The following is a 22,316-nucleotide window of genomic DNA, read 5'->3' on the forward strand; positions in this document are numbered from 1 at the left end:
TGCACCTGTAGGCCCGGTAAGCGTAGCGCCACCGGGCTTTTACCTCAGCTCCCCAACACCTTCATTGCTTCCCGCGTCACGTTATCCATTTCATCCAGCAGCTCCAGGAACTCCGGTTCAAGCTCCGATTCCGGCGTGCCCGCACGCAGCTGCTGCTCCAGCAACTGACAGAGGTTTTTCAGCCGCGGTACGCCGCTGTACCCGCAGCTACCGTGCAGCTTGTGGATTGCGTCCAGCAGATCTTCCGGGTTTTCACCCACCAGCTGCTCTTCCACCTTATTGCGAATTTCCGGCAGAAACGCGACCAGCATTTGCAGCATGTCGCGGGCGAGATCGGGTTTACCTGCCGCCTGGCGCAGCGCAAGCTGCCAGTCAAAGGTGGCGTTCTGATTAACGCTTATCTCAGCCTGCTCGCTGGAAACCGTGTACGTTCCGCCAATATGACCCGGCTTGTAGCGCAACAGCAGGCTATGAAGTTTCTCTTCATCGATGGGCTTTGCCAGGTAATCGTTCATCCCGGCGCTCAGCAGTTTCTCCTTCTGGCCCGCCATCGCGTGCGCGGTGACAGCAATAACCGGCGTTTGCTGCTGATGCGGCAGCTGGTGGATCAGCTCGCAGGCCCGAATGCCGTCCATGCCCGGCATCTGAATATCCATCAGGATTAAATCGAACTGCATCTGCTTAGCCTGTTCAACCGCCTGCGCGCCGCTGGTGCACAGCTCAACATGCTGAACCTGGTCTTCAAGCAATGCGCCAATGAGCTTCAGGTTGGCCGGATTGTCATCCACCGCCATCACGCTCATCGGCAATTTTTGCTCATCGTTAATCAGCGGAAGGGCATGCTGGCTAAGACGGCAATATTCCGTGAGCGCGGGCAGCAGGCGGGTCGCAGTGAGCGGTTTAAGCAAGCAGGCGGCGGCCCCGTCATTTTTCAACTCTTCTGCATTCAGTTGCGCGTGGCAAGGCAGCGCCAGCAGCAGGTAGTCGGTCATCGACGCGGCTTTCGCCAGCCGCTCCTGCTGCATGGTCAGCTCGCCGGTGAAGGTGACCGGGATCCCCATCAGCAGGATGTCATAATGCTCAACGGCCAGAGCGGAGAAGGTTGGGCTGTAGACCACCTCCAGCGGCGTGGTGCTTAAGATGTCGAGCGCACACTGCGCCGCCGCAGCGTTAGGTTCAACGTAGGCCAGACGCTTGCCTTTCAGGCAGTCCGTTACCGGGCCATCGGTCAGCACGTTCGGATTGAGGTCCAGATTAATGTGGAACCAGAAAGTTGAACCGCGATTTGGCTGGCTGTGGAAAGAGATATCGCCGCCCATCTCGTTCACCAGACGCTGGGTGATCACCAGCCCCAGACCGGTGCCGCCATGACGGCGGGAGATACTGGCATCCGCCTGACGGAACGCCTGGAACAGACGCGACTGGTCGCGCTCCGGAATGCCGATGCCGGTATCGCGGATCTGGACTTCAATCTGGACCTTATTGCTGCTGATCGAGCGTTTCTCTACCAGGACGTCGATATTACCGCTTTCGGTGAATTTAATGGCGTTCCCGACAAGGTTGGTAATGACCTGCTGCAGGCGCAGCGGATCGCCAATGACGTTATCCGGCACGTCGTTTTTAATATTAAGCGTCAGCTCAAGGCCTTTGTCGTGCGACGAGTGCGCGAGCAGCGTCACCACTTCATCGAGCGTGCTGCGCAGCGGGAAGGGAATACTCTCGAGGATCAGCTTGCCCGCTTCCAGCTTGGAGAAGTCCAGCACGTCGTTGATGATCGCCAGCAGGTTGTTGGCCGAGCGTTCAATGGTGTGCAGGTGATCGCGCTGAGTAGGATTCAGCTCGCTTTTCAGGGTCAGACGGGTAAAGCCGATCACGCCATTGAGCGGCGTGCGTAGCTCGTGCGACATATTGGCAAGGAATTCCGATTTGATACGCGCCGCTTCCTGAGCGCGCTTTTTCGCCAGATCCAGCTCAACGTTCTGGATCTCCATCTGCTCCAGCGTTTCGCGCAGGTCGGACGTCGCCTGGTCAACGTTGTGCTGCATCTCTTCGTGATAGGCCGCCAGCGACATCGCCATCGAGTTGATGCCGTTTTTCAGCATATCCAGCTCGCCCAGCATAAACCCTTCCACACGGCTGTCGAGCTGTCCCCGGCGAATGCGGTCAACCGTGTTAACCATGTTGCGGATGGGACCCGTCACGTCGCGCATCAGGCGCCAACCGAAGATCAGCGCAATGCCGATGCAGAACAGCATCATCACGCCGGAGATGAAAATCTCTTTGTACTGCTGTAGCCGGACCGACTTGAGATCCAGCTCCAGCGCCACATATCCCAGCATATTATTGCTGGATTTGGCGTCGGATTGCGCAGACTCATCGGGGGAATAACTCTCCGACACGATCGGCGTGCGCAGGATCATGATATCGCCGCGCCGCAATACGGTGAGGTGACGCGGGAACGGCGTACCGTCCGGGATCTTCAGGGCTGCCGGATCGAGATGAAAATTCGAGGTGACAAACAGGCGGTTATGTTCGTCGTAAACGGAAATGGCGCGTACGATGTCCGAGTGGCGGCGGTGGAGTACGCTGATTAACTGCCCAATGGATTCGCGGTTTTGCAGGTTCATGCCGTACTCGCTGGAGACGGCAAGCGGTTCGATAATGCTGGCGCCTGCATCCTCCAGCTGTCGCTGCAAATCGTTATAGCGGTGCACCACAAAGAAGATACTCAGCAGCAAACCGATGAGAACGGTGGGGGCGAGGATCAAAATCATCATGCGCGCGCGCAGGCTGTAGTTGGTCATGGCGTTCCGTTATGGGACAATTAAGATAATTATGTTTATGTGAGAAAAATCTCGGCGATGGCGCAATTCTACTCTGCAAAGCGACGCGTGACGACGCGTCAAATCATCACTGTTGAGGCCACGGACCTTGATCCGTTTGGTCAGGGAGTGGCACGCCACAATGGTAAGGCTCTGTTTATAACAGGTTTACTGCCAGCAGAACGAGCAGAAATTACGCTGACGGAAGATAAACGCCAGTTTGCGCGCGGGCAGGTTAAGCGTCGACTCAACGATAGCCCGGAGCGTGTGGCGCCCCGCTGTCCTCATTTTGGCGTGTGTGGCGGCTGCCAGCAACAGCACGCGAGCACAGAATTACAGCAAAAAAGCAAAAGCCGCGCGCTGGCGCGTCTGCTTAAACATGACGTTAACGAAATTCTTGCCGATGCGCCCTGGGGCTATCGTCGTCGCGCACGCCTGAGCCTCAGCTATCAGCCAAAAACGGAGCGGCTGGAGATGGGGTTTCGCAAGGCCGGCTCCAGCGACATCGTTGACGTGAAGCAGTGCCCCATTTTGGTGCCCCATATTGAGGCATTGCTTCCGGAAGTGCGCATCTGCCTCTCCGGGCTGGACGGCGTTCGCCATCTTGGGCATGTCGAACTGGTCATGGCAAACAATGGCCCGCTGATGGTGCTGCGCCATACCGCGCCGTTGTCGAAAAAAGATCGCGAAAAACTGGAACGCTTTTCGCATTCCCACGACCTGGCGCTTTTCCTTGCACCACAAAGCGAGATACTTGAACAGGTTACCGGTGAGGCGCCCTGGTATGCGTCAAACGGACTACGCTTAACGTTCAGTCCGCGAGATTTCATTCAGGTCAATGATGGCGTTAACCAGCAGATGGTGGCGAAAGCGCTGGCGTGGCTGGATGTTCAGAAAAGCGACCGGGTGCTCGATCTGTTCTGCGGAATGGGCAACTTCACGCTGCCGCTGGCGCGAGAAGCGGCCAGCGTCGTCGGCGTGGAAGGCGTTGAGGCGCTGGTGGCGAAAGGGCAAGAGAACGCGCGGCAGAACGGCTTGCAAAATGTGACATTCTTTCATCAAAATCTTGAGGAAGATGTCACCCAACAGCCGTGGGCAAAGCAGGGCTTCGATAAAATTTTGCTCGACCCGGCACGTGGCGGTGCCCCGGGCGTGATGGCACATATTATTAAACTCGCGCCGAAGCGTGTGGTCTATGTTTCCTGTAACCCGGCAACGCTTGCCCGGGACAGCGAGGCATTACTCAGCGCGGGTTACCAGATTCAGCGTCTGGCAATGCTGGACATGTTCCCGCACACTGGGCATCTGGAATCGATGGTGTTGTTCGAGCACATCTAATTTGTTTGGCTTGTCGACTTCGACAGGCCCTGGTCCCTAAAGGAGAGGACAATGGTTGCGGTAAGAAGTGCACATCTCAATAAAGCTGGGGAGTTTGACCCACAAAAATGGATCGCAAGTCTGGGAATTTCCAGCCAGCAGTCGTGTGAACGCTTAACCGAAACCTGGGCCTATTGTCTGCGCACCACGCAGGGGCATCCCGACGCCGATCTTCTCCTGTGGCGCGGCGTGGAGATGGTTGAAATCCTGTCCATGCTGAACATGGACATCGAAACGTTGCAGGCCGCGCTGCTCTTCCCCCTCGCGGATGCGGACGTGGTCAGCGAAGACGTGCTGCGCGACAGCGTCGGGAAATCCGTCGTCGCGCTGATCCACGGCGTACGCGATATGGCGGCTATCCGCCAGCTTAAAGCCGCGCACACCGATTCCGTCTCCTCAGAGCAGGTCGATAACGTTCGCCGGATGCTGCTGGCCATGGTGGATGATTTCCGCTGCGTGGTCATCAAGCTGGCCGAGCGTATTGCCCACCTGCGAGAGGTGAAGGATGCGCCAGAAGACGAGCGCGTGCTGGCCGCCAAAGAGTGTACAAACATCTATGCGCCGCTGGCGAACCGCTTAGGGATTGGTCAGCTGAAATGGGAGCTGGAAGATTACTGCTTCCGCTATCTGCACCCGGCGGAATATAAACGGATTGCCAAACTCCTGCACGAGCGCCGTATCGATCGCGAGCACTATATCGAGGAGTTTGTCGGTGGCCTGCGTCAGGCGATGAAAGAAGAGAACGTGCGCGCCGAAGTCTACGGTCGACCAAAACACATCTACAGCATCTGGCGCAAAATGCAGAAGAAACACCTCGCCTTTGACGAGCTGTTTGACGTGCGCGCCGTGCGTATCGTGGCGGAGCGTCTGCAGGACTGCTACGCCGCGCTGGGGATAGTACACACTCACTTCCGTCATCTGCCGGATGAGTTCGATGACTATGTCGCCAACCCCAAACCGAACGGCTATCAATCTATCCATACCGTGGTGCTTGGCCCGGGTGGTAAAACGGTCGAGATTCAAATCCGCACCAAACAGATGCATGAAGATGCCGAACTGGGCGTTGCCGCGCACTGGAAATACAAAGAAGGCACGTCCGGCGGGGCGCGTTCAGGCCACGAAGACCGCATTGCCTGGCTGCGTAAGCTGATTGCGTGGCAGGAAGAGATGGCCGATTCCGGCGAGATGCTCGACGAAGTGCGCAGCCAGGTCTTTGACGATCGGGTGTATGTCTTTACGCCGAAAGGGGACGTTGTTGACCTGCCGGCCGGCTCTACGCCGCTCGATTTTGCCTACCACATCCATAGCGATGTGGGGCACCGCTGCATCGGGGCGAAAATTGGCGGGCGTATCGTACCGTTCACCTATCAACTGCAGATGGGTGACCAGATTGAAATCATTACCCAGAAGCAGCCGAACCCGAGCCGGGACTGGCTGAACCCGAACCTGGGGTATGTCACCACCAGCCGCGGACGCTCGAAAATTCATGCCTGGTTCCGTAAACAGGATCGTGACAAGAATATCCTTGCCGGTCGTCAGATCCTCGACGACGAGCTGGAGCATATCGGAATCAGCCTGAAAGAGGCGGAGAAATTCCTGCTGCCGCGCTACAACTTCAACGAGCTTGATGAGCTGTTAGCGGCCATTGGCGGCGGTGATATTCGTCTGAATCAGATGGTGAACTTCCTGCAGGCGCAGTTCAATAAGCCAAGCGCGGAAGAGCAGGACGCGGCGGCGCTGAAGCAGCTGCAGCAGAAAACCTACGCGCCGCAGCAGCGCAGCAAGGACAACGGCCGCGTGGTGGTCGAAGGTGTCGGTAACCTGATGCACCACATCGCCCGCTGCTGCCAGCCAATCCCAGGGGATGATATCGTCGGCTTTATCACCCAGGGGCGCGGAATTTCGATTCACCGTTCCGACTGCGACCAGCTTGCCGAGCTTCAGTCCCATGCGCCGGAGCGCATCGTGGAAGCGGTCTGGGGGGAAAGCTATTCCGCTGGCTACTCGCTGGTGGTGCGTGTTACCGCCAACGACCGCAGCGGCCTGCTGCGCGACATTACGACTATTCTCGCCAACGAGAAGGTCAACGTGCTGGGCGTTGCCAGCCGCAGCGATACCCGCGAGCAGCTTGCCACCATCGATATGACTATCGAAATCTACAACCTGCAGGTGCTGGGCCGCGTGCTCGGCAAGCTGAACCAGGTGCCGGATGTGATTGACGCGCGTCGTCTGCACGGCGGCTAAACATCCTCTTCCGTAGGCCGGGTAAGGCAACGCCGCCACCCGGCATTTTTTCATCAGGACAGAACTATGACTCAAATCGACCGCCTGCTCGGCATCATGACACGCCTGCGCGACCCGGAAAACGGCTGCCCGTGGGACAAAGAGCAGACTTTCGCCACCATCGCCCCGTACACCCTTGAAGAGACCTACGAGGTGCTGGACGCCATTTCCCGTGAAGATTTTGACGACCTGCGCGGCGAGCTGGGCGATCTGCTGTTCCAGGTGGTGTTCTACGCGCAGATGGCGCAGGAAGAAGGGCGCTTTAACTTTGACGATATTTGCGCTGCCATCAGCGACAAGCTTGAGCGCCGTCATCCCCATATTTTTGGTGACGCCACCGCAGAAAACAGCACCGAAGTGCTGGCCCGCTGGGAGCAGATCAAAAGTGCAGAGCGGGCAGAAAAATCCCAGCACTCCGCGCTGGATGATATCCCGCTGAGCCTGCCCGCGCTGATGCGCGCGCACAAAATACAGAAACGCTGCTCCGCGGTGGGGTTTGACTGGACCTCCCTCGGCCCGGTGCTGGATAAAGTGCACGAAGAGATTGACGAGGTCATGCACGAAGCGCAGCAGGCGGTGGTGGAGGAAGCAAAGCTTGAGGAAGAGATGGGCGATCTGCTGTTTGCGACCGTCAACCTTTCTCGCCACCTGGGTGTAAAAGCGGAAACGGCACTGCAAAAAGCCAACCTGAAATTCGAACGCCGCTTTCGCGAAGTGGAGCGGATTGTCGCCTCGCGAGGCCTGGAAATGAGCGGTATTGACCTCGACGCGATGGAAGAAGTCTGGCAGGAAGTAAAGCGCCAGGAATCTGATCTCTAACGAAATTTTGCGATCAAGCGCAATTTGTGTGATTTTTTAAATGACAAGCGCTTGATTTGCGTCAAAAACATTTACCCAAAAGGGGCTATTTTCTCACTCCTTATGTTTGTCATGGCCTGGAATGGAGACGGAGAATGAAAGTTTGTGGCGCTCGCCGTGTTCGGGTATACTACTTTCCCGTCCTGGTTATTCCATCGTTTCACCCTAACTTCTCAGGTTCAGCATGACAACGAACTATATTTTTGTGACCGGCGGGGTCGTATCCTCTCTGGGTAAAGGCATTGCCGCAGCCTCCCTCGCAGCCATTCTTGAAGCCCGTGGCCTCAATGTGACCATGATGAAACTGGATCCGTACATCAACGTCGATCCGGGCACCATGAGCCCAATCCAACACGGGGAAGTGTTCGTTACTGAAGACGGCGCTGAAACCGATCTGGATCTTGGCCACTACGAGCGTTTCATCCGCACCAAAATGACCCGTCGTAACAACTTCACGACCGGCCGCATCTACTCCGACGTTCTGCGTAAAGAGCGCCGTGGTGATTATCTGGGTGCCACCGTTCAGGTTATCCCGCACATCACTAACGCCATCAAAGAACGCATTGTTGCGGGTGGCGAAGGCCACGACGTGGTGCTGGTTGAAATCGGCGGTACCGTGGGTGATATCGAATCCCTGCCATTCCTGGAAGCGATTCGTCAGCTGGCGGTAGACATTGGCCGTGAACACGCGCTGTTCATGCACCTGACGCTGGTGCCGTACATGGCCGCTGCAGGTGAAGTGAAAACCAAACCGACTCAGCACTCTGTTAAAGAGCTGCTCTCCATTGGTATTCAGCCAGACATCCTGGTTTGCCGTTCCGATCGTGCGGTGCCGGCGAACGAACGTGCGAAAATTGCATTGTTCTGTAACGTGCCTGAAAAAGCCGTTATTTCAATGAAAGATGTCGATTCCATTTATAAAATCCCGGGCCTGTTGAAATCTCAGGGCCTGGACGATTATATTTGTAAACGATTCAGCTTGAACTGTCCGGAAGCTAACCTGTCTGAATGGGAACAGGTTATTTACGAAGAAGCCAACCCGGCAGGCGAAGTGACTATCGGTATGGTCGGCAAGTACATTGAGCTGCCGGATGCCTATAAGTCCGTGATCGAAGCGCTGAAACACGGTGGTCTGAAGAACCGTGTCTCCGTGAACATCAAGCTGATTGATTCGCAGGATGTTGAAACGCGTGGCGTTGAAATCCTGAAAGATCTGGATGCTATTCTTATCCCTGGCGGCTTCGGCTACCGTGGTGTAGAAGGCAAGATCGCCACCGCGCGCTATGCGCGTGAAAACAATATTCCATACCTCGGCATCTGTCTGGGTATGCAGGTTGCGCTGATCGAATTTGCGCGCAACGTAGCGGGAATGGAAAACGCGAACTCTACGGAATTTGTGCCAGACTGTAAGTACCCTGTTGTGGCGCTTATCACCGAATGGCGTGACGAAGAAGGTAACGTCGAAGTCCGTACCGAGAAGAGCGATCTGGGTGGCACCATGCGTCTTGGCGCACAGGCCTGCCAGCTGACTGACGATAGCGTGGTTCGCAAGCTGTATGGCGAGCCGGTCATCACCGAGCGCCATCGTCACCGCTATGAAGTCAACAACATGTTGTTGAAACCTATTGAAGCCGCGGGCCTGCGTGTTGCGGGACGCTCCGGGGATGATCAGTTAGTCGAGATCATTGAAGTGCCAAACCATCCGTGGTTTGTCGCCTGCCAGTTCCACCCGGAATTTACTTCAACGCCACGTGACGGGCATCCGCTGTTTGCAGGCTTTGTGAAGGCCGCCAGTGACTACCAGAAGCGTCAGGCGAAGTAAAAAAAGTTAGAACGGCAACGCGTACCTTTGGTACGCGTTGTTTGTCTGGAGTTTTAGTTTAACTTGTACTGAGGAAAATCTAATGTCCAAAATCGTTAAAGTCATCGGTCGTGAAATCATCGACTCCCGTGGTAACCCGACCGTTGAAGCCGAAGTTCACCTGGAAGGTGGTTTCGTTGGTATGGCAGCTGCTCCATCAGGTGCTTCTACCGGTTCCCGCGAAGCGCTGGAACTGCGCGATGGCGACAAATCTCGCTTCCTGGGTAAAGGCGTACTGAAAGCGGTTGGCGCTGTAAACGGTCCTATTGCTCAGGCAATCATTGGCAAAGACGCCAAAGACCAGGCTGGCATCGACAAGATCATGATCGATCTGGACGGTACTGAAAACAAATCTAACTTCGGTGCGAACGCAATCCTGGCTGTTTCTCTGGCAAACGCCAAAGCGGCTGCGGCTGCGAAAGGTATGCCACTGTTCGAGCACATCGCTGAACTGAACGGCACCCCAGGCAAATACTCCATGCCTGTACCAATGATGAACATCATCAACGGTGGTGAGCACGCAGACAACAACGTTGATATTCAGGAATTCATGATTCAGCCAGTTGGCGCGAAATCCCTGAAAGAAGCGGTACGTATGGGTTCTGAAGTGTTCCACAACCTGGCTAAAGTTCTGAAAGCTAAAGGCATGAACACGGCTGTTGGTGACGAAGGTGGCTATGCGCCAAACCTGGGTTCTAACGCAGAAGCACTGGCTGTTATCGCAGAAGCAGTAAAAGCTGCAGGCTACGAGCTGGGCAAAGACATCACCCTGGCGATGGACTGTGCAGCATCTGAATTCTACAAAGACGGTAAATACGTTCTGGCTGGCGAAGGCAACAAAGCGTTCACCTCCGAAGAGTTCACTCACTTCCTGGAAGACCTGACCAAACAGTACCCAATCGTGTCTATCGAAGACGGTCTGGACGAGTCTGACTGGGCTGGCTTCGCATACCAGACTAAAGTACTGGGCGACAAAATCCAGCTGGTGGGTGACGACCTGTTCGTAACCAACACCAAGATCCTGAAAGAAGGCATCGAGAAAGGCATCGTTAACTCCATCCTGATCAAATTCAACCAGATCGGTTCTCTGACCGAAACGCTGGCTGCGATCAAAATGGCGAAAGACGCTGGCTACACCGCGGTTATCTCTCACCGTTCTGGCGAAACTGAAGACGCTACCATTGCCGACCTGGCTGTGGGTACCGCTGCAGGCCAGATCAAAACTGGTTCTATGAGCCGTTCTGACCGTGTTGCTAAATACAACCAGCTGATTCGTATCGAAGAAGCGCTGGGCGAAAAAGCACCATACAACGGTCGTAAAGAGATCAAAGGTCAGGCATAATTGCCTACGCCTTAAAATGAAAATGCCAGTCGAATGACTGGCATTTTTTTTGGGCTATTTAAAATCGACCGCCATTTGCTCCGGGATCGTCAGCCCCTGGGTGGTTTGCACGCAGCGGGCGATATAATCCGTAAACCGGGGTGGCTTCGGCATCCCCATGCTCAGCAGCTTATCGTTGCTGAAGCGCACGTTAAGCGTGGCAAACGCACCGTATAACCGCATGGCTTTTAGCATCAGACGTTCGTTGCACGGGCCAAAAATCGTTTTCAACTCGCGGCGCATTCTGACCAGCGTTTCGTAGCTAACCTGCGCATATTTATCCCCGACGGGGGCTTTCTCCAGCGCCTGCGCCATCGCCTGATCGATATCCGCAAAGCGAACGCTGTTCTCTTCACCGGCAGAAATGTGTACCACTTCCCCCGGACGCGCGTTGCTGTTCAGCAGCATTAACAGCGCGTCGGCGCAATAATCCACCGGAACAACGTCGATCCTGTCTTCCATGGAGCACATAAACTTCTGCAGCATCAGGCCCATGCTAAAGACCCAGAAAATGCTACTCGACGGCGTGCAGCCGTGGCGGGTATGGCCGACAACGATGGACGGACGGGCGATGAGCAGCGGCAGGTTCGGACACTTCTGGCGCATCAGCTGTTCGATGGTTGACTTCGAATAAGTGTATTCCACCAGGTGTTCAGCATTCTCTCTGAATTCGGCGCTTTCGGCGACCAGGGAATCCTGCTCCGGCGTGCATGACATTGCCGTACCCACGTGGAGGAAACGCTGCAGTCCTGAGACTTGCTCCATACGGCGCGCCAGCGCCAGCGTTCCTTCAACGTTGACCTTCCAGATGAGCGGGTTGTTACCAAATGAGGCGACAGCCGCACAGTTCACGACATGAGTGACCCGATCCAGACGGGTATCGTTCAGGAAGGCTTCAGGCTGGCTGAGGTCGCCAATCAGGATATTATCCACATTCAGAGAGGCCAGTTTGTCCTCAGGAACGTTGAACTTGCGCATGTTCTCCAGCACGCGCTCCAGCCCGCTCTGCGGATCGCTGGCACGCGCGAGCAAAAGCAGTTTTACGGGTTGATCGCTGGTGAGTATTTTTTCCAGTACTGCACCGCCCAGAAATCCGGTCACGCCTGTAATCAATAACATCTTCATTAATACCGTCTCATTATGATTGATGAGGCGGATTGTAGGCGGGCAAAAGTAAACGGCATTTAAATAATAAAACGCCGAAATCAATGGCGTCTTAAGCTTATTTTAAGGAAAGAAAATCAGGTGGAGATATTGGACATTACAGGTTGGGTAAAAATTCAATTTATTAAAATTAATATTTTAAGATATTGATTTTAATGTTTTTTATGGCTTGACCACCAGGTGGTTAGCTTAATTCAAAATGTAATAAATATAATACTTTGTTACACCAAACATTTACCGGATAAATGATTTAAACGCCCCTTAACGTAAATCAGACGACACAAGACGCAGGCTGTTTTATTTAGCCTGCGAATGATTTTCAGAGTAAAAGGGGAAGCGTGGCGCTGGCTGTTTGCTGGCTAACGTCGCCGTAATGACCATCCAGCGCAATCAGGGACGTAGTCAGCAGCTCGACCAGCAGCATGACCCCAACCTTAGCATTGAGCGCGCCCGCGCTAAGCGGCCCCTCTGGCTTGGCGGCCACCAACTGCATGTCGCTCAGGGACGCCAGCGGGCTGCGGGGCGTATTGCTGAGAGCCAGTACCTTAACGCCACGTTTGCGGGCAAGCTTCACCACGTGGAGTAAATCCCGCGTTGAACCCGAGCTGGAGATAGCCACCACCAGGGTCTCTTTTGAAAGCGTTGTCGCATTCATGGCCGCGCGGTGCATATCGCTAAACAGCTGTGCGGGTTTCCCCAGACGCAACAGCTTGTAGTGGAGATACTCCCCGAGGATCGCGCTGGCCGCAACGCCATAAATCTGCACCGACTGCGCCTGATGCAGCGCCAGCGCGGCCTTTTCAAGCAGCGTGCGGTCAAGAAGCCTGGCGGTATCCTGCAATGCCTGCACCGACTCATCCACCACGTTATCAATCTCATCCCCCGCCTGACGCGCGGGCTGGCCCTGCTGAATATCCAGCGCAAGCGCCATTTTAAATTCGTTATAGCCCTTGCAGCCCAGCGTCCGGCAAAGACGCGTGACGCTGGCCTCGCTGGTGTGGCTCTCGCGCGCCAGCTCGGTGATCGTCAGGTAGAGCACCCGGGCTGGATCGCTGAGGACAAACTCACCGAGTTTTTGTTGTGTTGGGCTGTACCCGGAAGCCTCCTGGCGTAGCTTCAGCAGCAGGTTTTCATGGTCTGACATGCTCGATCCTTAATGCGTTTCTCTGCGACTAGTGTGGCGGAAAGCGGGGGAAAGATGCCAGTCATTTTGAAAAAGTATGATCGTCGTCCTGGTTTGTGATGATAATTTTCACTATTAAATATTTATATGGTAAAAATTTTCATCGTTTAATGAGGGGATGAAAAAATGATGCAAATATTCAGTGGGGCTTCTTCAGGAGGATGGTTTGAAAAAGCGCAGCGCTTTGGCAAATCCTTTATGTTGCCGATTGCCGTGTTGCCTGCGGCGGGTCTGTTGCTGGGGATAGGCGGCGCGTTATCGAATCCCAACACGCTGGCAGCCTATCCGTTTTTAGACGTGAGCTGGCTGCAGGCCATTTTCACCATCATGAGCAGCGCAGGATCCATCGTGTTTGCGAACCTCTCGGTGTTGTTTGCCGTTGGGGTGGCCGTTGGGCTGGCAAAAAGCGATAAGGGCACGGCGGGTCTGGCGGCGTTACTCGCGTTTCTGGTGATGAATGCCACCATCAACGCGCTGCTGATCCTCACCGGCAAACTGGCGCATGAGAACCCGGGGGCCGTGGGGCAGGGCATGACGCTGGGTATTCAGACGCTGGAAACCGGCGTGTTTGGCGGCGTGGTGATTGGGCTGGTGACCTGCGCGCTCCATCATCGGTTTAATAAAATTGCGCTTCCGCAGTTCCTGGGCTTTTTTGGCGGCTCGCGCTTTGTTCCTATTATCAGTTCGCTGGCGGCGATACTCGTCGGTGCGCTCATGACCGTGGTCTGGCCGCATTTCCAGAAGCTGATTTTTGGTCTGGGCGGGCTGGTGGATGCGACCGGCTATCTGGGCGCCCTGCTGTACGGCTTTATTCTCCGCATGCTGGGCCCGTTCGGTCTGCACCACATCTTCTATCTGCCTTTCTGGACCACCGCGCTTGGCGGGAGTGAAATCGTCAACGGCCATCTGGTTGAGGGCACACAGCGGATCTTCTTCGCTCAGCTGGCTGACCCGAACACGCAACATTTCTATGAGGGCACGTCACGCTTCATGTCCGGGCGCTTTATTACGATGATGTTTGGCCTGCTCGGGGCGTGCCTGGCGATGTACCACACGGCAAAACCCGAGAACAAAAAACGCGTTGCCGGACTGCTGCTTTCTGCGGCGTTAACCTCGTTCCTGACGGGGATTACCGAGCCTATCGAATTCTCGTTCCTGTTTATTGCGCCGGTACTCTACGTCATCCATGCGCTGTTTGACGGGCTGGCATTCATGCTCGCGCACATGCTGCATATCACCATCGGGCAAACCTTCTCCGGCGGTTTCATCGACTTCGTGCTGTTCGGCATTTTGCAGGGAGAGGCCAAAACCAACTGGATGTTCGTTCCGCTGATCGGCGTACCGTGGTTCTTCCTGTACTACTTTACCTTCCGCTATCTGATTAACCGCTTTGATTTCGCGACGCCAGGTCGGGAAAAGGAGGCGATGGCTGACGAAGTCAGTCTGCCGCAAAACGAACGCGCTGCTGCAGTGATCGCCGGATTAGGCGGAAAAGACAATCTGGACGAGGTGGACTGCTGCGCCACGCGTCTTCGCGTCACGGTTAAAGACGGCAGCAAAGTGAATGACGCGGCGCTGAAAGCCACCGGGGCGCGCGGCGTTATCGTGCGCGGCAACGGCGTTCAGGTCATTTATGGCCCGCACGTCACGATTATCAAAAACGAAGTGGAAGAGATCTTATCGTAATGAACACTGTACTGGAAAACCTGAAGGGAAAACTGGTCGTCTCTTGTCAGGCGCTGGAAAATGAACCGCTGCACAGCCCATTTATTATGTCGCGCATGGCGCTGGCGGCGGCACAGGGCGGGGCCGCGGCTATTCGTGCCAACAGCGTGGCGGATATTGAGGCCATAAAGCAGCAGGTGTCTTTGCCGGTCATCGGCATCATCAAACGGGATTATCCTGAAAGTGAGGTGTTTATCACCGCGACAATGAAAGAGGTGGATGAGCTCATGAGCGTCTCGCCGGACATCATTGCGCTTGATGCGACGGCGCGGGAACGTCCCGGCGGCGAATCTCTGGAAACACTGGTCTCGCGCATCCGCTCACGCTATCCCGCGGTGCTGCTGATGGCGGATATCTCCTCCGTGGACGAAGCCGTGACGGCGCAGGCGCTGGGCTTCGACTGCGTCGGCACCACGCTATACGGCTACACGGCGGAAACCGCGGGCCATACATTGCCTGACAACGACTGCGCGTTCCTGAAAGCGGTGCTGGCGGCCGTGACGGTGCCCGTGGTTGCCGAAGGCAACGTGGATACGCCTGAACGTGCGGCCAGATGCCTGGCGCTGGGCGCGCATACGGTGGTGGTCGGCGGCGCGATCACCCGTCCACAGCAAATCACGGAACGGTTCATGGCGGCGATTGGCGCGTAAAGCACCGATGGAGCATGACCATCCGGCGGGGATCTGCGATACTTATCGTTTATCCCCTTTACTGAGATGACTATGCAGTACCCGATTAACGAGATGTTCCAGACCCTGCAAGGCGAGGGTTACTTTACCGGCGTTCCCGCTATTTTCATTCGTTTACAGGGATGCCCGGTTGGCTGTGCCTGGTGTGACACCAAACATACGTGGGATAAGCTCGCAGATCGGGAAGTGTCGCTGTTTAGCATTCTGGCGAAAACCAAAGAGAGCGATAAGTGGGGCGCGGGCAGTGCCGAAGATCTGCTGGCCATTATTGGCCGTCAGGGCTGGACGGCCCGTCACGTCGTGATCACCGGCGGTGAACCCTGCATCCACGATCTGACCCCGCTGACCGAGCTGCTCGAAAAGAACGGCTACAGCTGCCAGATCGAAACCAGCGGCACCCATGAAGTGCGCTGCTCGCACACCACCTGGGTGACGGTATCGCCAAAAGTGAATATGCGCGGCGGGTACGACGTGCTGTCTCAGGCGCTGGAGCGCGCGGATGAGATTAAGCACCCGGTAGGGCGCGTGCGAGATATCGAAGCGCTGGATGAACTGCTGGCCACCCTGACGGATGAAAAGCAGCGGGTGATTGCCCTGCAGCCTATCAGCCAGAAAGACGATGCAACGCGCCTGTGCATTGAAACCTGTATTGCGCGCAACTGGCGCCTGTCGATGCAGACGCACAAATATCTGAATATTGCCTGAAAAAAAGCCCGGTGGCGCGAACGCTTACCGGGCCTACGGTTCGAGGCGCTTGTAGGCCGGGTAAGCGTCAGCGCCACCCGGCAAGCATCACTCCCCGCGATAGATGCAGCCCGCGGTGCAGGTCTCTTTGATCATCACCGCGCTCAGCAGCGGTACCCGCGGTTTCATCTGATCCCAAATCCATTTTGCCAGCACTTCGCTGGTCGGGTTTTCAAGGCCCGGGATCTCATTCAGGTAGTAGTGATCCAGACGATCGTAGGTCGGCTTAAACGCCGCCTTCAGCTCGGCAAAATCCATGATCCAACCGGTATGCGGATCAACTTCACCGGTGATCTCAAGACGCACCATGAACGAATGCCCGTGCAGACGGCCACATTTATGCCCTTCAGGGACATGCGGAAGGTGGTGGGCGGCTTCGAAGGTGAAATCTTTAAACAGTGTGGTGGACATGATCGCTCTCAGTAATGCGGAAAAAACCGCCGCATAGTACCGGAAAGCACAATTTTTAGCATTAACTAAAACGGCTCTGAGCGGCAACCGCCTCGTATTCAGTGTGTTTAACGGTTTTTGTTCTTTTATTTCATAAGGTTATTTAATCGGTTTTATCGCTAAGCATGACAACCAAAACAGGTTAGTCCATTTGGTTATTTATTATTTCCATCCCTTCTTTAATTGTTATTATCCTCGCCGTTAACCTTATCTTCAGTTTGGATTTATTCGCTTAAAGTCCGCTTGGCTACTGGAACATAACGACGCATGACAACACAGGCCCCACCTTCAAATTTGCTTCCCCTGAACCCGGAGCAACTGGCGCGCCTTCAGGCTGCCACCTCTGATTTTTCTCCCACTCAGCTTGCCTGGGTCTCCGGTTATTTCTGGGGAATGCTCAATCAGCAGCCTGGCGCTGTGGCGGGTGCACCGGCCACAGCCGTTGAAATTCCGGCCATTACCCTGATTTCCGCCTCGCAGACGGGCAATGCCCGCCGCGTGGCCGAAGCACTGCGCGACGACCTGCTGGCCGCGAAACTGAACGTGAACCTGGTCAACGCCGGGGATTACAAATTTAAGCAAATCGCGTCAGAAAAACTGCTGGTGGTGGTTACCTCTACGCAGGGTGAAGGTGAACCCGCTGAAGAAGCGGTGGCGCTGCATAAGTTCCTGTTCTCGAAAAAAGCGCCGAAGCTGGATGGCACGGCGTTTGCCGTCTTTGGCCTGGGCGACACCTCCTATGAATTCTTCTGCCAGTCCGGCAAAGACTTCGACAGCAAGCTGGCGGAGCTGGGCGCGGAGCGCCTGCTGGACCGCGTTGACGCGGATGTCGAATACCAGGCCGCCGCCGCTGAATGGCGCGCCCGCATCGTTGAGGTGTTAAAAGCGCGCGTGCCGAAAGAGACGTCGGCGCAGGCCGCGTTCACCGCGACGGGTGCTGTTAACGACATCCACACCAGCCCGTACACCAAAGAGGCGCCGCTGACGGCGAGCCTGTCGGTGAACCAGAAAATTACCGGCCGCGATTCAGAAAAAGATGTGCGCCATATCGAAATCGATCTGGGCGACTCGGGCCTGCGCTATCAGCCTGGCGATGCGCTGGGCGTCTGGTATCAGAACGATCCGGCGCTGGTGAAAGAGCTGGTTGAGCTGCTGTGGCTGAAAGGCGACGAGCCTGTCACCGTTGACGGTAAAACGCAGCCGCTTTCTGATGCGCTGCAGTGGCATTTTGAGCTGACGGTGAACACCCCGAATATCGTCGAAAATTATGCCACCTTGACGCGCAGCGAATCCCTGCTGCCGCTGGTGGGCGACAAGGCGAAACTTCAGCATTACGCCGCGACGACGCCGATCGTTGATATGGTGCGCTTCTCTCCGGCTCAGCTGGATGCCGATGCGCTGATCGGTCTGCTGCGTCCGCTCACTCCGCGCCTGTACTCCATCGCCTCTTCGCAGGCTGAAGTGGAGAGTGAAGTGCATATTACCGTCGGCGTAGTGCGTTACGATATCGAAGGCCGCGCCCGCACGGGTGGGGCATCAGGCTTCCTGGCGGATCGCGTGGAAGAAGAGGGCGAAGTGCGCGTCTTTATCGAGCACAACGATAACTTCCGCCTGCCGGCAAACCCGGAAACGCCGGTCATTATGATTGGCCCGGGCACCGGCATTGCGCCGTTCCGCGCTTTCATGCAGCAGCGCGCGGCAGACGGCGCGCCGGGTAAAAACTGGCTGTTCTTTGGCAATCCGCACTTTACTGAAGATTTCCTCTACCAGGTTGAGTGGCAGCGCTATGTGAAAGAAGGCGTACTGACCCGCATCGATCTGGCCTGGTCCCGCGACCAGAAAGAAAAAGTATACGTACAAGACAAACTGCGCGAACAGGGCGCAGAGCTGTGGCGCTGGATCAATGACGGTGCCCACATTTATGTCTGCGGCGACGCCAATCGCATGGCGAAAGACGTTGAGCAGACTTTGCTGGAAGTGATTGCCGAATTCGGCGGTATGGATGCCGAAGCGGCGGACGAATTTTTAAGTGAGCTGCGCGTTGAGCGCCGTTATCAGCGAGATGTCTACTAATGAGCGAAAAACATCCAGGGCCACTGGTGGTCGAAGGTAAACTGACAGACGCCGAGCGCATGAAGCTGGAAAGCAACTATCTGCGTGGCACCATTGCTGAAGATCTGAATGACGGTCTCACCGGCGGTTTCAAAGGCGACAACTTCCTGCTGATCCGTTTCCACGGCATGTACCAGCAGGACGACCGCGACATCCGCGCCGAGCGTGCAGAGCAGAAGCTGGAGCCGCGTCACGCGATGCTGCTGCGCTGCCGTCTGCCGGGTGGGGTGATTACCACCAAACAGTGGCAGGCGATCGACAAGTTTGCCGGTGAAAACACGATCTACGGCAGCATCCGTCTGACCAACCGTCAGACCTTCCAGTTCCACGGCATTCTGAAGAAGAACGTCAAGCCGGTGCACCAGATGCTGCACTCCGTTGGGCTGGACGCGCTGGCGACCGCCAACGACATGAACCGTAACGTGCTCTGCACCTCGAATCCGTATGAGTCCGAGTTGCACGCCGAAGCGTACGAGTGGGCGAAGAAGATCTCCGAGCACCTGCTGCCGCGCACGCGCGCCTATGCAGAGATCTGGCTCGATCAGGAAAAAGTCGCGACCACCGACGAAGAGCCGATCCTCGGTCAGACCTACCTGCCGCGTAAGTTTAAAACCACGGTCGTTATTCCACCGCAGAACGATATCGACCTGCACGCCAACGACATGAACTTCGTGGCGATTGCCGAAAACGGCAAGCTGGTGGGCTTTAACCTGCTGGTGGGCGGCGGCCTGTCCATCGAACACGGTAACAAGAAAACCTACGCCCGTACCGCCAGCGAGTTCGGCTTCCTGCCGCTGGAGCATACGCTGGCCGTGGCGGAAGCGGTGGTGACGACCCAGCGCGACTGGGGTAACCGTACCGACCGTAAAAACGCGAAAACCAAATACACCCTGGAGCGCGTGGGCGTGGAGACGTTCAAAGCGGAAGTGGAGCGTCGCGCGGGCATCAAGTTTGAGCCGATCCGCCCTTACGAATTCACCGGTCGCGGCGATCGCATTGGCTGGGTGAAGGGTATCGACAATAAATGGCACCTGACGCTGTTTATCGAAAACGGCCGTATTCTGGATTATCCGGGGCGTCCGCTGAAAACCGGTCTGCTGGAAATTGCGAAGATCCATAAGGGCGAGTTCCGCATTACGGCTAACCAGAACCTGATCATTGCTGGCGTGCCGGAAAGCCAGAAGGCGAAGATCGAGAAGCTGGCGCGCGAACATGGGTTGATGGATGCGGTGAAGCCGCAGCGCGAAAACTCAATGGCCTGCGTGTCGTTCCCGACCTGTCCGCTGGCGATGGCGGAAGCGGAACGTTTCCTGCCGTCGTTTACCGACAAAGTGGAAGCGATTCTGGAAAAACACGGCATTCCGGACGAGCATATTGTTATGCGCGTCACCGGGTGTCCGAACGGCTGCGGTCGTGCGATGCTGGCCGAGCTCGGACTGGTGGGGAAAGCGCCGGGTCGTTACAACCTGCACCTGGGCGGTAACCGAATCGGTACGCGCATCCCGCGTATGTTCCGCGAGAACATCACCGAGCCGGAAATTCTTGATTCCATCGACGAGCTTGTCGGGCGCTGGGCGAAAGAGCGCGAAGCGGGTGAAGGCTTCGGCGACTTTACGGTGCGTGCGGGCATCATTCGCCCGGTGCTCGATCCCGCCAGGGATTTCTGGGAGTAAACACGAGAGGTAATTATGTCCGTACTCGATCTAAACGCCCTTAATGACCTGCCAAAAGTCGAACGCATTCTGGCGCTGGCAGAAACCAATGCCCATCTTGAAAAGCTGGACGCCGAAGGGCGCGTGGCGTGGGCGCTGGAAAACCTGCCGGGAGAGTATGTGCTCTCGTCGAGCTTTGGTATTCAGGCGGCGGTCAGCCTGCATCTGGTGAATCAGATCCGTCCGGACATTCCGGTGATCCTCACCGACACCGGCTATCTGTTCCCGGAAACCTACCAGTTCATTGACGAGCTGACGGACAAGCTCGGGCTGAACCTCAAAGTTTACCGCGCGACGGAAAGCGCGGCCTGGCAGGAGGCGCGCTACGGCAAGCTGTGGGAGCAGGGCGTTGAGGGCATTGAGAAGTACAATGAGATTAACAAAGTTGAGCCGATGAACCGGGCGCTGAAAGAGCTTAATGCGCAGACGTGGTTTGCGGGTCTGCGCCGCGAGCAGTCCGGCAGCCGGGCAACCTTGCCGGTGCTGGCGGTTCAGCGCGGGGTCTTTAAAGTGCTGCCGATTATCGACTGGGATAACCGGACGGTGTATCAGTATCTGCAAAAGCACGGGCTGAAATACCATCCGCTGTGGGACCAGGGCTATCTGTCGGTGGGCGATACTCACACCACGCGTAAGTGGGAACCGGGAATGGCGGAAGAAGAGACGCGATTCTTCGGGCTGAAGCGCGAGTGCGGGTTGCACGAAGGGTGATAACCTTTTTGCCCGGTGGCGCTGCGCTTACCGGGCCTACAAAGGCTCGTTCCCTATGTAGGCCCGGTAAGGCGTAGCCGCCACCGGGCTTAACGGCCTCAGGCTTTCCCCGCTTTCGCCAGCTCTTTCACCAGCGGCAGCATCACCTTCACCACATCACGACTGCGGTGTTCAATCCGCTGCGGCAGCGCGCGATCGATGTGCTGCTGATTGTCCAGCATCACGTTGTGCCAGCTCGTCCCGTCCGGGAAGGCCTTCGATTTAGCCCGCTGCTGGTAGCCATCTTTTTTGCCCAGCGCCCAGTTTGTCGCTTCCACGTACAGCACCGGAATGCCCGCCTTATCGAACACTTCCCCGTCGTTGCAGCAGCCTGTGCCTCGCGGATAATCCGGGTTACCGCCAGGGTTGCTGGTGGCATAAACACCATGGCTGCGGGCTATCGCCAGGGCCCGGTCGCGCGTCAGTTTCCGCACGGTACCCGGCGTACTCTGCCCGCTGTTGAAATAGAGCTTGTCGCCGACGATCAGGTTGTCGAGGTTAATCACCAGCAGTGTATTTTTCTTCTCCTCAGCGCTCATGCGCTTAAGGAGATTCTCAGCGCCGAGTTTGCCCTCTTCTTCACCGCTGGTGGCAACAAAACGAATGCCATATTGGGTGGGAATATCTTTCATCCGCTCGGCCAGTTCGAGCATCACGCCCAAGCCTGCGGCATTGTCGTCCATGCCCTGCAGCGTCAGCCCGCCAAGATTATTATCCGTATCGGCGTCACTCATCGGGGCGTAGGTATCGAGGTGCGCCATAATAATAATTTGCTCTTTTGCGGTGCCTTCGTGGGCCGCAATCACCGTACTGCCGGTCACGTTATGCCAGTTTTTCGTTTTATTTCGTGAGGTATAGACGTAGCGGCTGTGAAACGACCGGATATCGCTCTGATAACCCATGTCGGCAAACTGCTGGCGAAGATAGTCTGCGGAGAGCATTTCCGCAGGCGATCCGGTCATGCGACCGGGGAAAACGGTGGCAATATGCCGCGCCTGCATATTGGCGATTTCACCATAAGGTTGGTTTTTTGCCTGAGCGGGAAGAATAAAGCAAACGCCGAGCGCCAGGGCAGCAATACGGTGGCGCGTTGCGGAAAACATAGTGAGTCCTTAAAAACAGAGCAAAATAGTCACCCGCCTAGTATGAAACTGTGATCGTCCATACACAATTTGAATTGCTCTTAAATGCCCGAAATATCGCGT

The 22,316-nt window shown here is 56.1% G+C and carries 16 protein-coding genes; 11 read left to right on the forward strand and 5 right to left on the reverse strand.

The genetic code is table 11. The annotated features are described in order from the left end of the window. Positions 1-44: 44 nt before the first annotated feature. A complete protein-coding gene (gene barA / locus BFG58_RS14700) occupies positions 45-2,804 on the reverse strand; it encodes a two-component sensor histidine kinase BarA (RefSeq protein WP_048029196.1) in 2,760 nt (919 codons plus the stop codon). Positions 2,805-2,861: 57 nt separating this feature from the next. Here barA and rlmD point away from each other — a divergent pair, with 57 nt between their 5' ends. From rlmD to eno, 5 genes are all read left to right on the forward strand, one after another. Next, the gene (gene rlmD, locus BFG58_RS14705; RefSeq protein WP_069720021.1) at positions 2,862-4,160 is read left to right on the forward strand and encodes a 23S rRNA (uracil(1939)-C(5))-methyltransferase RlmD; all 1,299 of its coding nucleotides are present in this window, start codon (positions 2,862-2,864) and stop codon (positions 4,158-4,160) included. 51 nt (positions 4,161-4,211) lie between these two features. After that, entirely contained in the window at positions 4,212-6,443 is a 2,232-nt protein-coding gene (gene relA, locus BFG58_RS14710; RefSeq protein WP_008499628.1) for a GTP diphosphokinase, read from the forward strand. 66 nt (positions 6,444-6,509) lie between these two features. Next, entirely contained in the window at positions 6,510-7,301 is a 792-nt protein-coding gene (gene mazG / locus BFG58_RS14715; protein ID WP_069720022.1) for a nucleoside triphosphate pyrophosphohydrolase, read from the forward strand. Between the two features lie 223 nt (positions 7,302-7,524). Next, positions 7,525-9,162: a glutamine hydrolyzing CTP synthase gene (gene pyrG, locus BFG58_RS14720; RefSeq protein WP_032648095.1), complete on the forward strand. Its 1,638-nt coding sequence runs from the start codon at positions 7,525-7,527 to the stop codon at positions 9,160-9,162. Between the two features lie 82 nt (positions 9,163-9,244). Then, positions 9,245-10,543, forward strand: coding sequence for a phosphopyruvate hydratase (gene eno, locus BFG58_RS14725; RefSeq protein WP_024909267.1), 1,299 nt, complete (start codon positions 9,245-9,247; stop codon positions 10,541-10,543). A gap of 54 nt (positions 10,544-10,597) precedes the next feature. Here the strand turns inward: eno and BFG58_RS14730 are convergent, their stop codons facing one another. Together BFG58_RS14730 and BFG58_RS14735 are read right to left on the reverse strand one after the other, a co-directional pair. Next, complete coding sequence (locus BFG58_RS14730) at positions 10,598-11,707, reverse strand: SDR family oxidoreductase (protein ID WP_069720023.1); 1,110 nt, start codon at positions 11,705-11,707, stop codon at positions 10,598-10,600. Positions 11,708-12,065: 358 nt separating this feature from the next. Further along, positions 12,066-12,890 carry a MurR/RpiR family transcriptional regulator gene (locus BFG58_RS14735; protein ID WP_048224648.1) on the reverse strand — a complete coding sequence of 275 codons (825 nt, stop codon included), beginning with the start codon at positions 12,888-12,890 and terminating at the stop codon, positions 12,066-12,068. Between the two features lie 165 nt (positions 12,891-13,055). Between BFG58_RS14735 and BFG58_RS14740 the strand changes: the two genes are divergently transcribed. The 3 genes from BFG58_RS14740 (at position 13,056) to queE (ending at position 16,048) form a co-directional block, all read left to right on the forward strand. Next, on the forward strand, positions 13,056-14,615 hold the full coding sequence (locus BFG58_RS14740; RefSeq protein WP_069720024.1) for a PTS transporter subunit EIIC: 1,560 nt from the start codon (positions 13,056-13,058) through the stop codon (positions 14,613-14,615). After that, the gene (locus tag BFG58_RS14745; protein ID WP_069720025.1) at positions 14,615-15,304 is read left to right on the forward strand and encodes an N-acetylmannosamine-6-phosphate 2-epimerase; all 690 of its coding nucleotides are present in this window, start codon (positions 14,615-14,617) and stop codon (positions 15,302-15,304) included. Before BFG58_RS14740 ends, BFG58_RS14745 begins: the two co-directional genes overlap by 1 nt. A gap of 72 nt (positions 15,305-15,376) precedes the next feature. Further along, the gene (gene queE, locus BFG58_RS14750; protein ID WP_021241905.1) at positions 15,377-16,048 is read left to right on the forward strand and encodes a 7-carboxy-7-deazaguanine synthase QueE; all 672 of its coding nucleotides are present in this window, start codon (positions 15,377-15,379) and stop codon (positions 16,046-16,048) included. Positions 16,049-16,135: 87 nt separating this feature from the next. Here the strand turns inward: queE and queD are convergent, their stop codons facing one another. Beyond that, positions 16,136-16,498: a 6-carboxytetrahydropterin synthase QueD gene (queD, locus tag BFG58_RS14755; RefSeq protein ID WP_023294450.1), complete on the reverse strand. Its 363-nt coding sequence runs from the start codon at positions 16,496-16,498 to the stop codon at positions 16,136-16,138. 306 nt (positions 16,499-16,804) lie between these two features. On the opposite strand from queD, the gene cysJ reads away from it, so the two are divergent. From cysJ to cysH, 3 genes are read left to right on the forward strand one after another with little or no spacing between them, the layout of a single operon-like run. Further along, entirely contained in the window at positions 16,805-18,610 is a 1,806-nt protein-coding gene (gene cysJ, locus BFG58_RS14760) for an NADPH-dependent assimilatory sulfite reductase flavoprotein subunit (protein ID WP_069720026.1), read from the forward strand. Next, positions 18,610-20,322 carry an assimilatory sulfite reductase (NADPH) hemoprotein subunit gene (gene cysI / locus BFG58_RS14765; protein WP_008499617.1) on the forward strand — a complete coding sequence of 571 codons (1,713 nt, stop codon included), beginning with the start codon at positions 18,610-18,612 and terminating at the stop codon, positions 20,320-20,322. Before cysJ ends, cysI begins: the two co-directional genes overlap by 1 nt. 15 nt (positions 20,323-20,337) lie before the next feature. Continuing rightward, positions 20,338-21,072 (forward strand): phosphoadenosine phosphosulfate reductase, encoded by a 735-nt coding sequence (cysH, locus tag BFG58_RS14770; protein WP_045908483.1) that lies wholly within the window; start codon positions 20,338-20,340, stop codon positions 21,070-21,072. Between the two features lie 98 nt (positions 21,073-21,170). Here the strand turns inward: cysH and BFG58_RS14775 are convergent, their stop codons facing one another. After that, positions 21,171-22,214, reverse strand: coding sequence for an aminopeptidase (locus BFG58_RS14775; RefSeq protein WP_048029216.1), 1,044 nt, complete (start codon positions 22,212-22,214; stop codon positions 21,171-21,173). Between the last annotated feature and the right edge of the window lie 102 nt (positions 22,215-22,316).

Source organism: Enterobacter sp. ku-bf2 (assembly GCF_001742765.1).
Classification (GTDB): Bacteria; Pseudomonadota; Gammaproteobacteria; order Enterobacterales; family Enterobacteriaceae; genus Enterobacter; species Enterobacter quasiroggenkampii.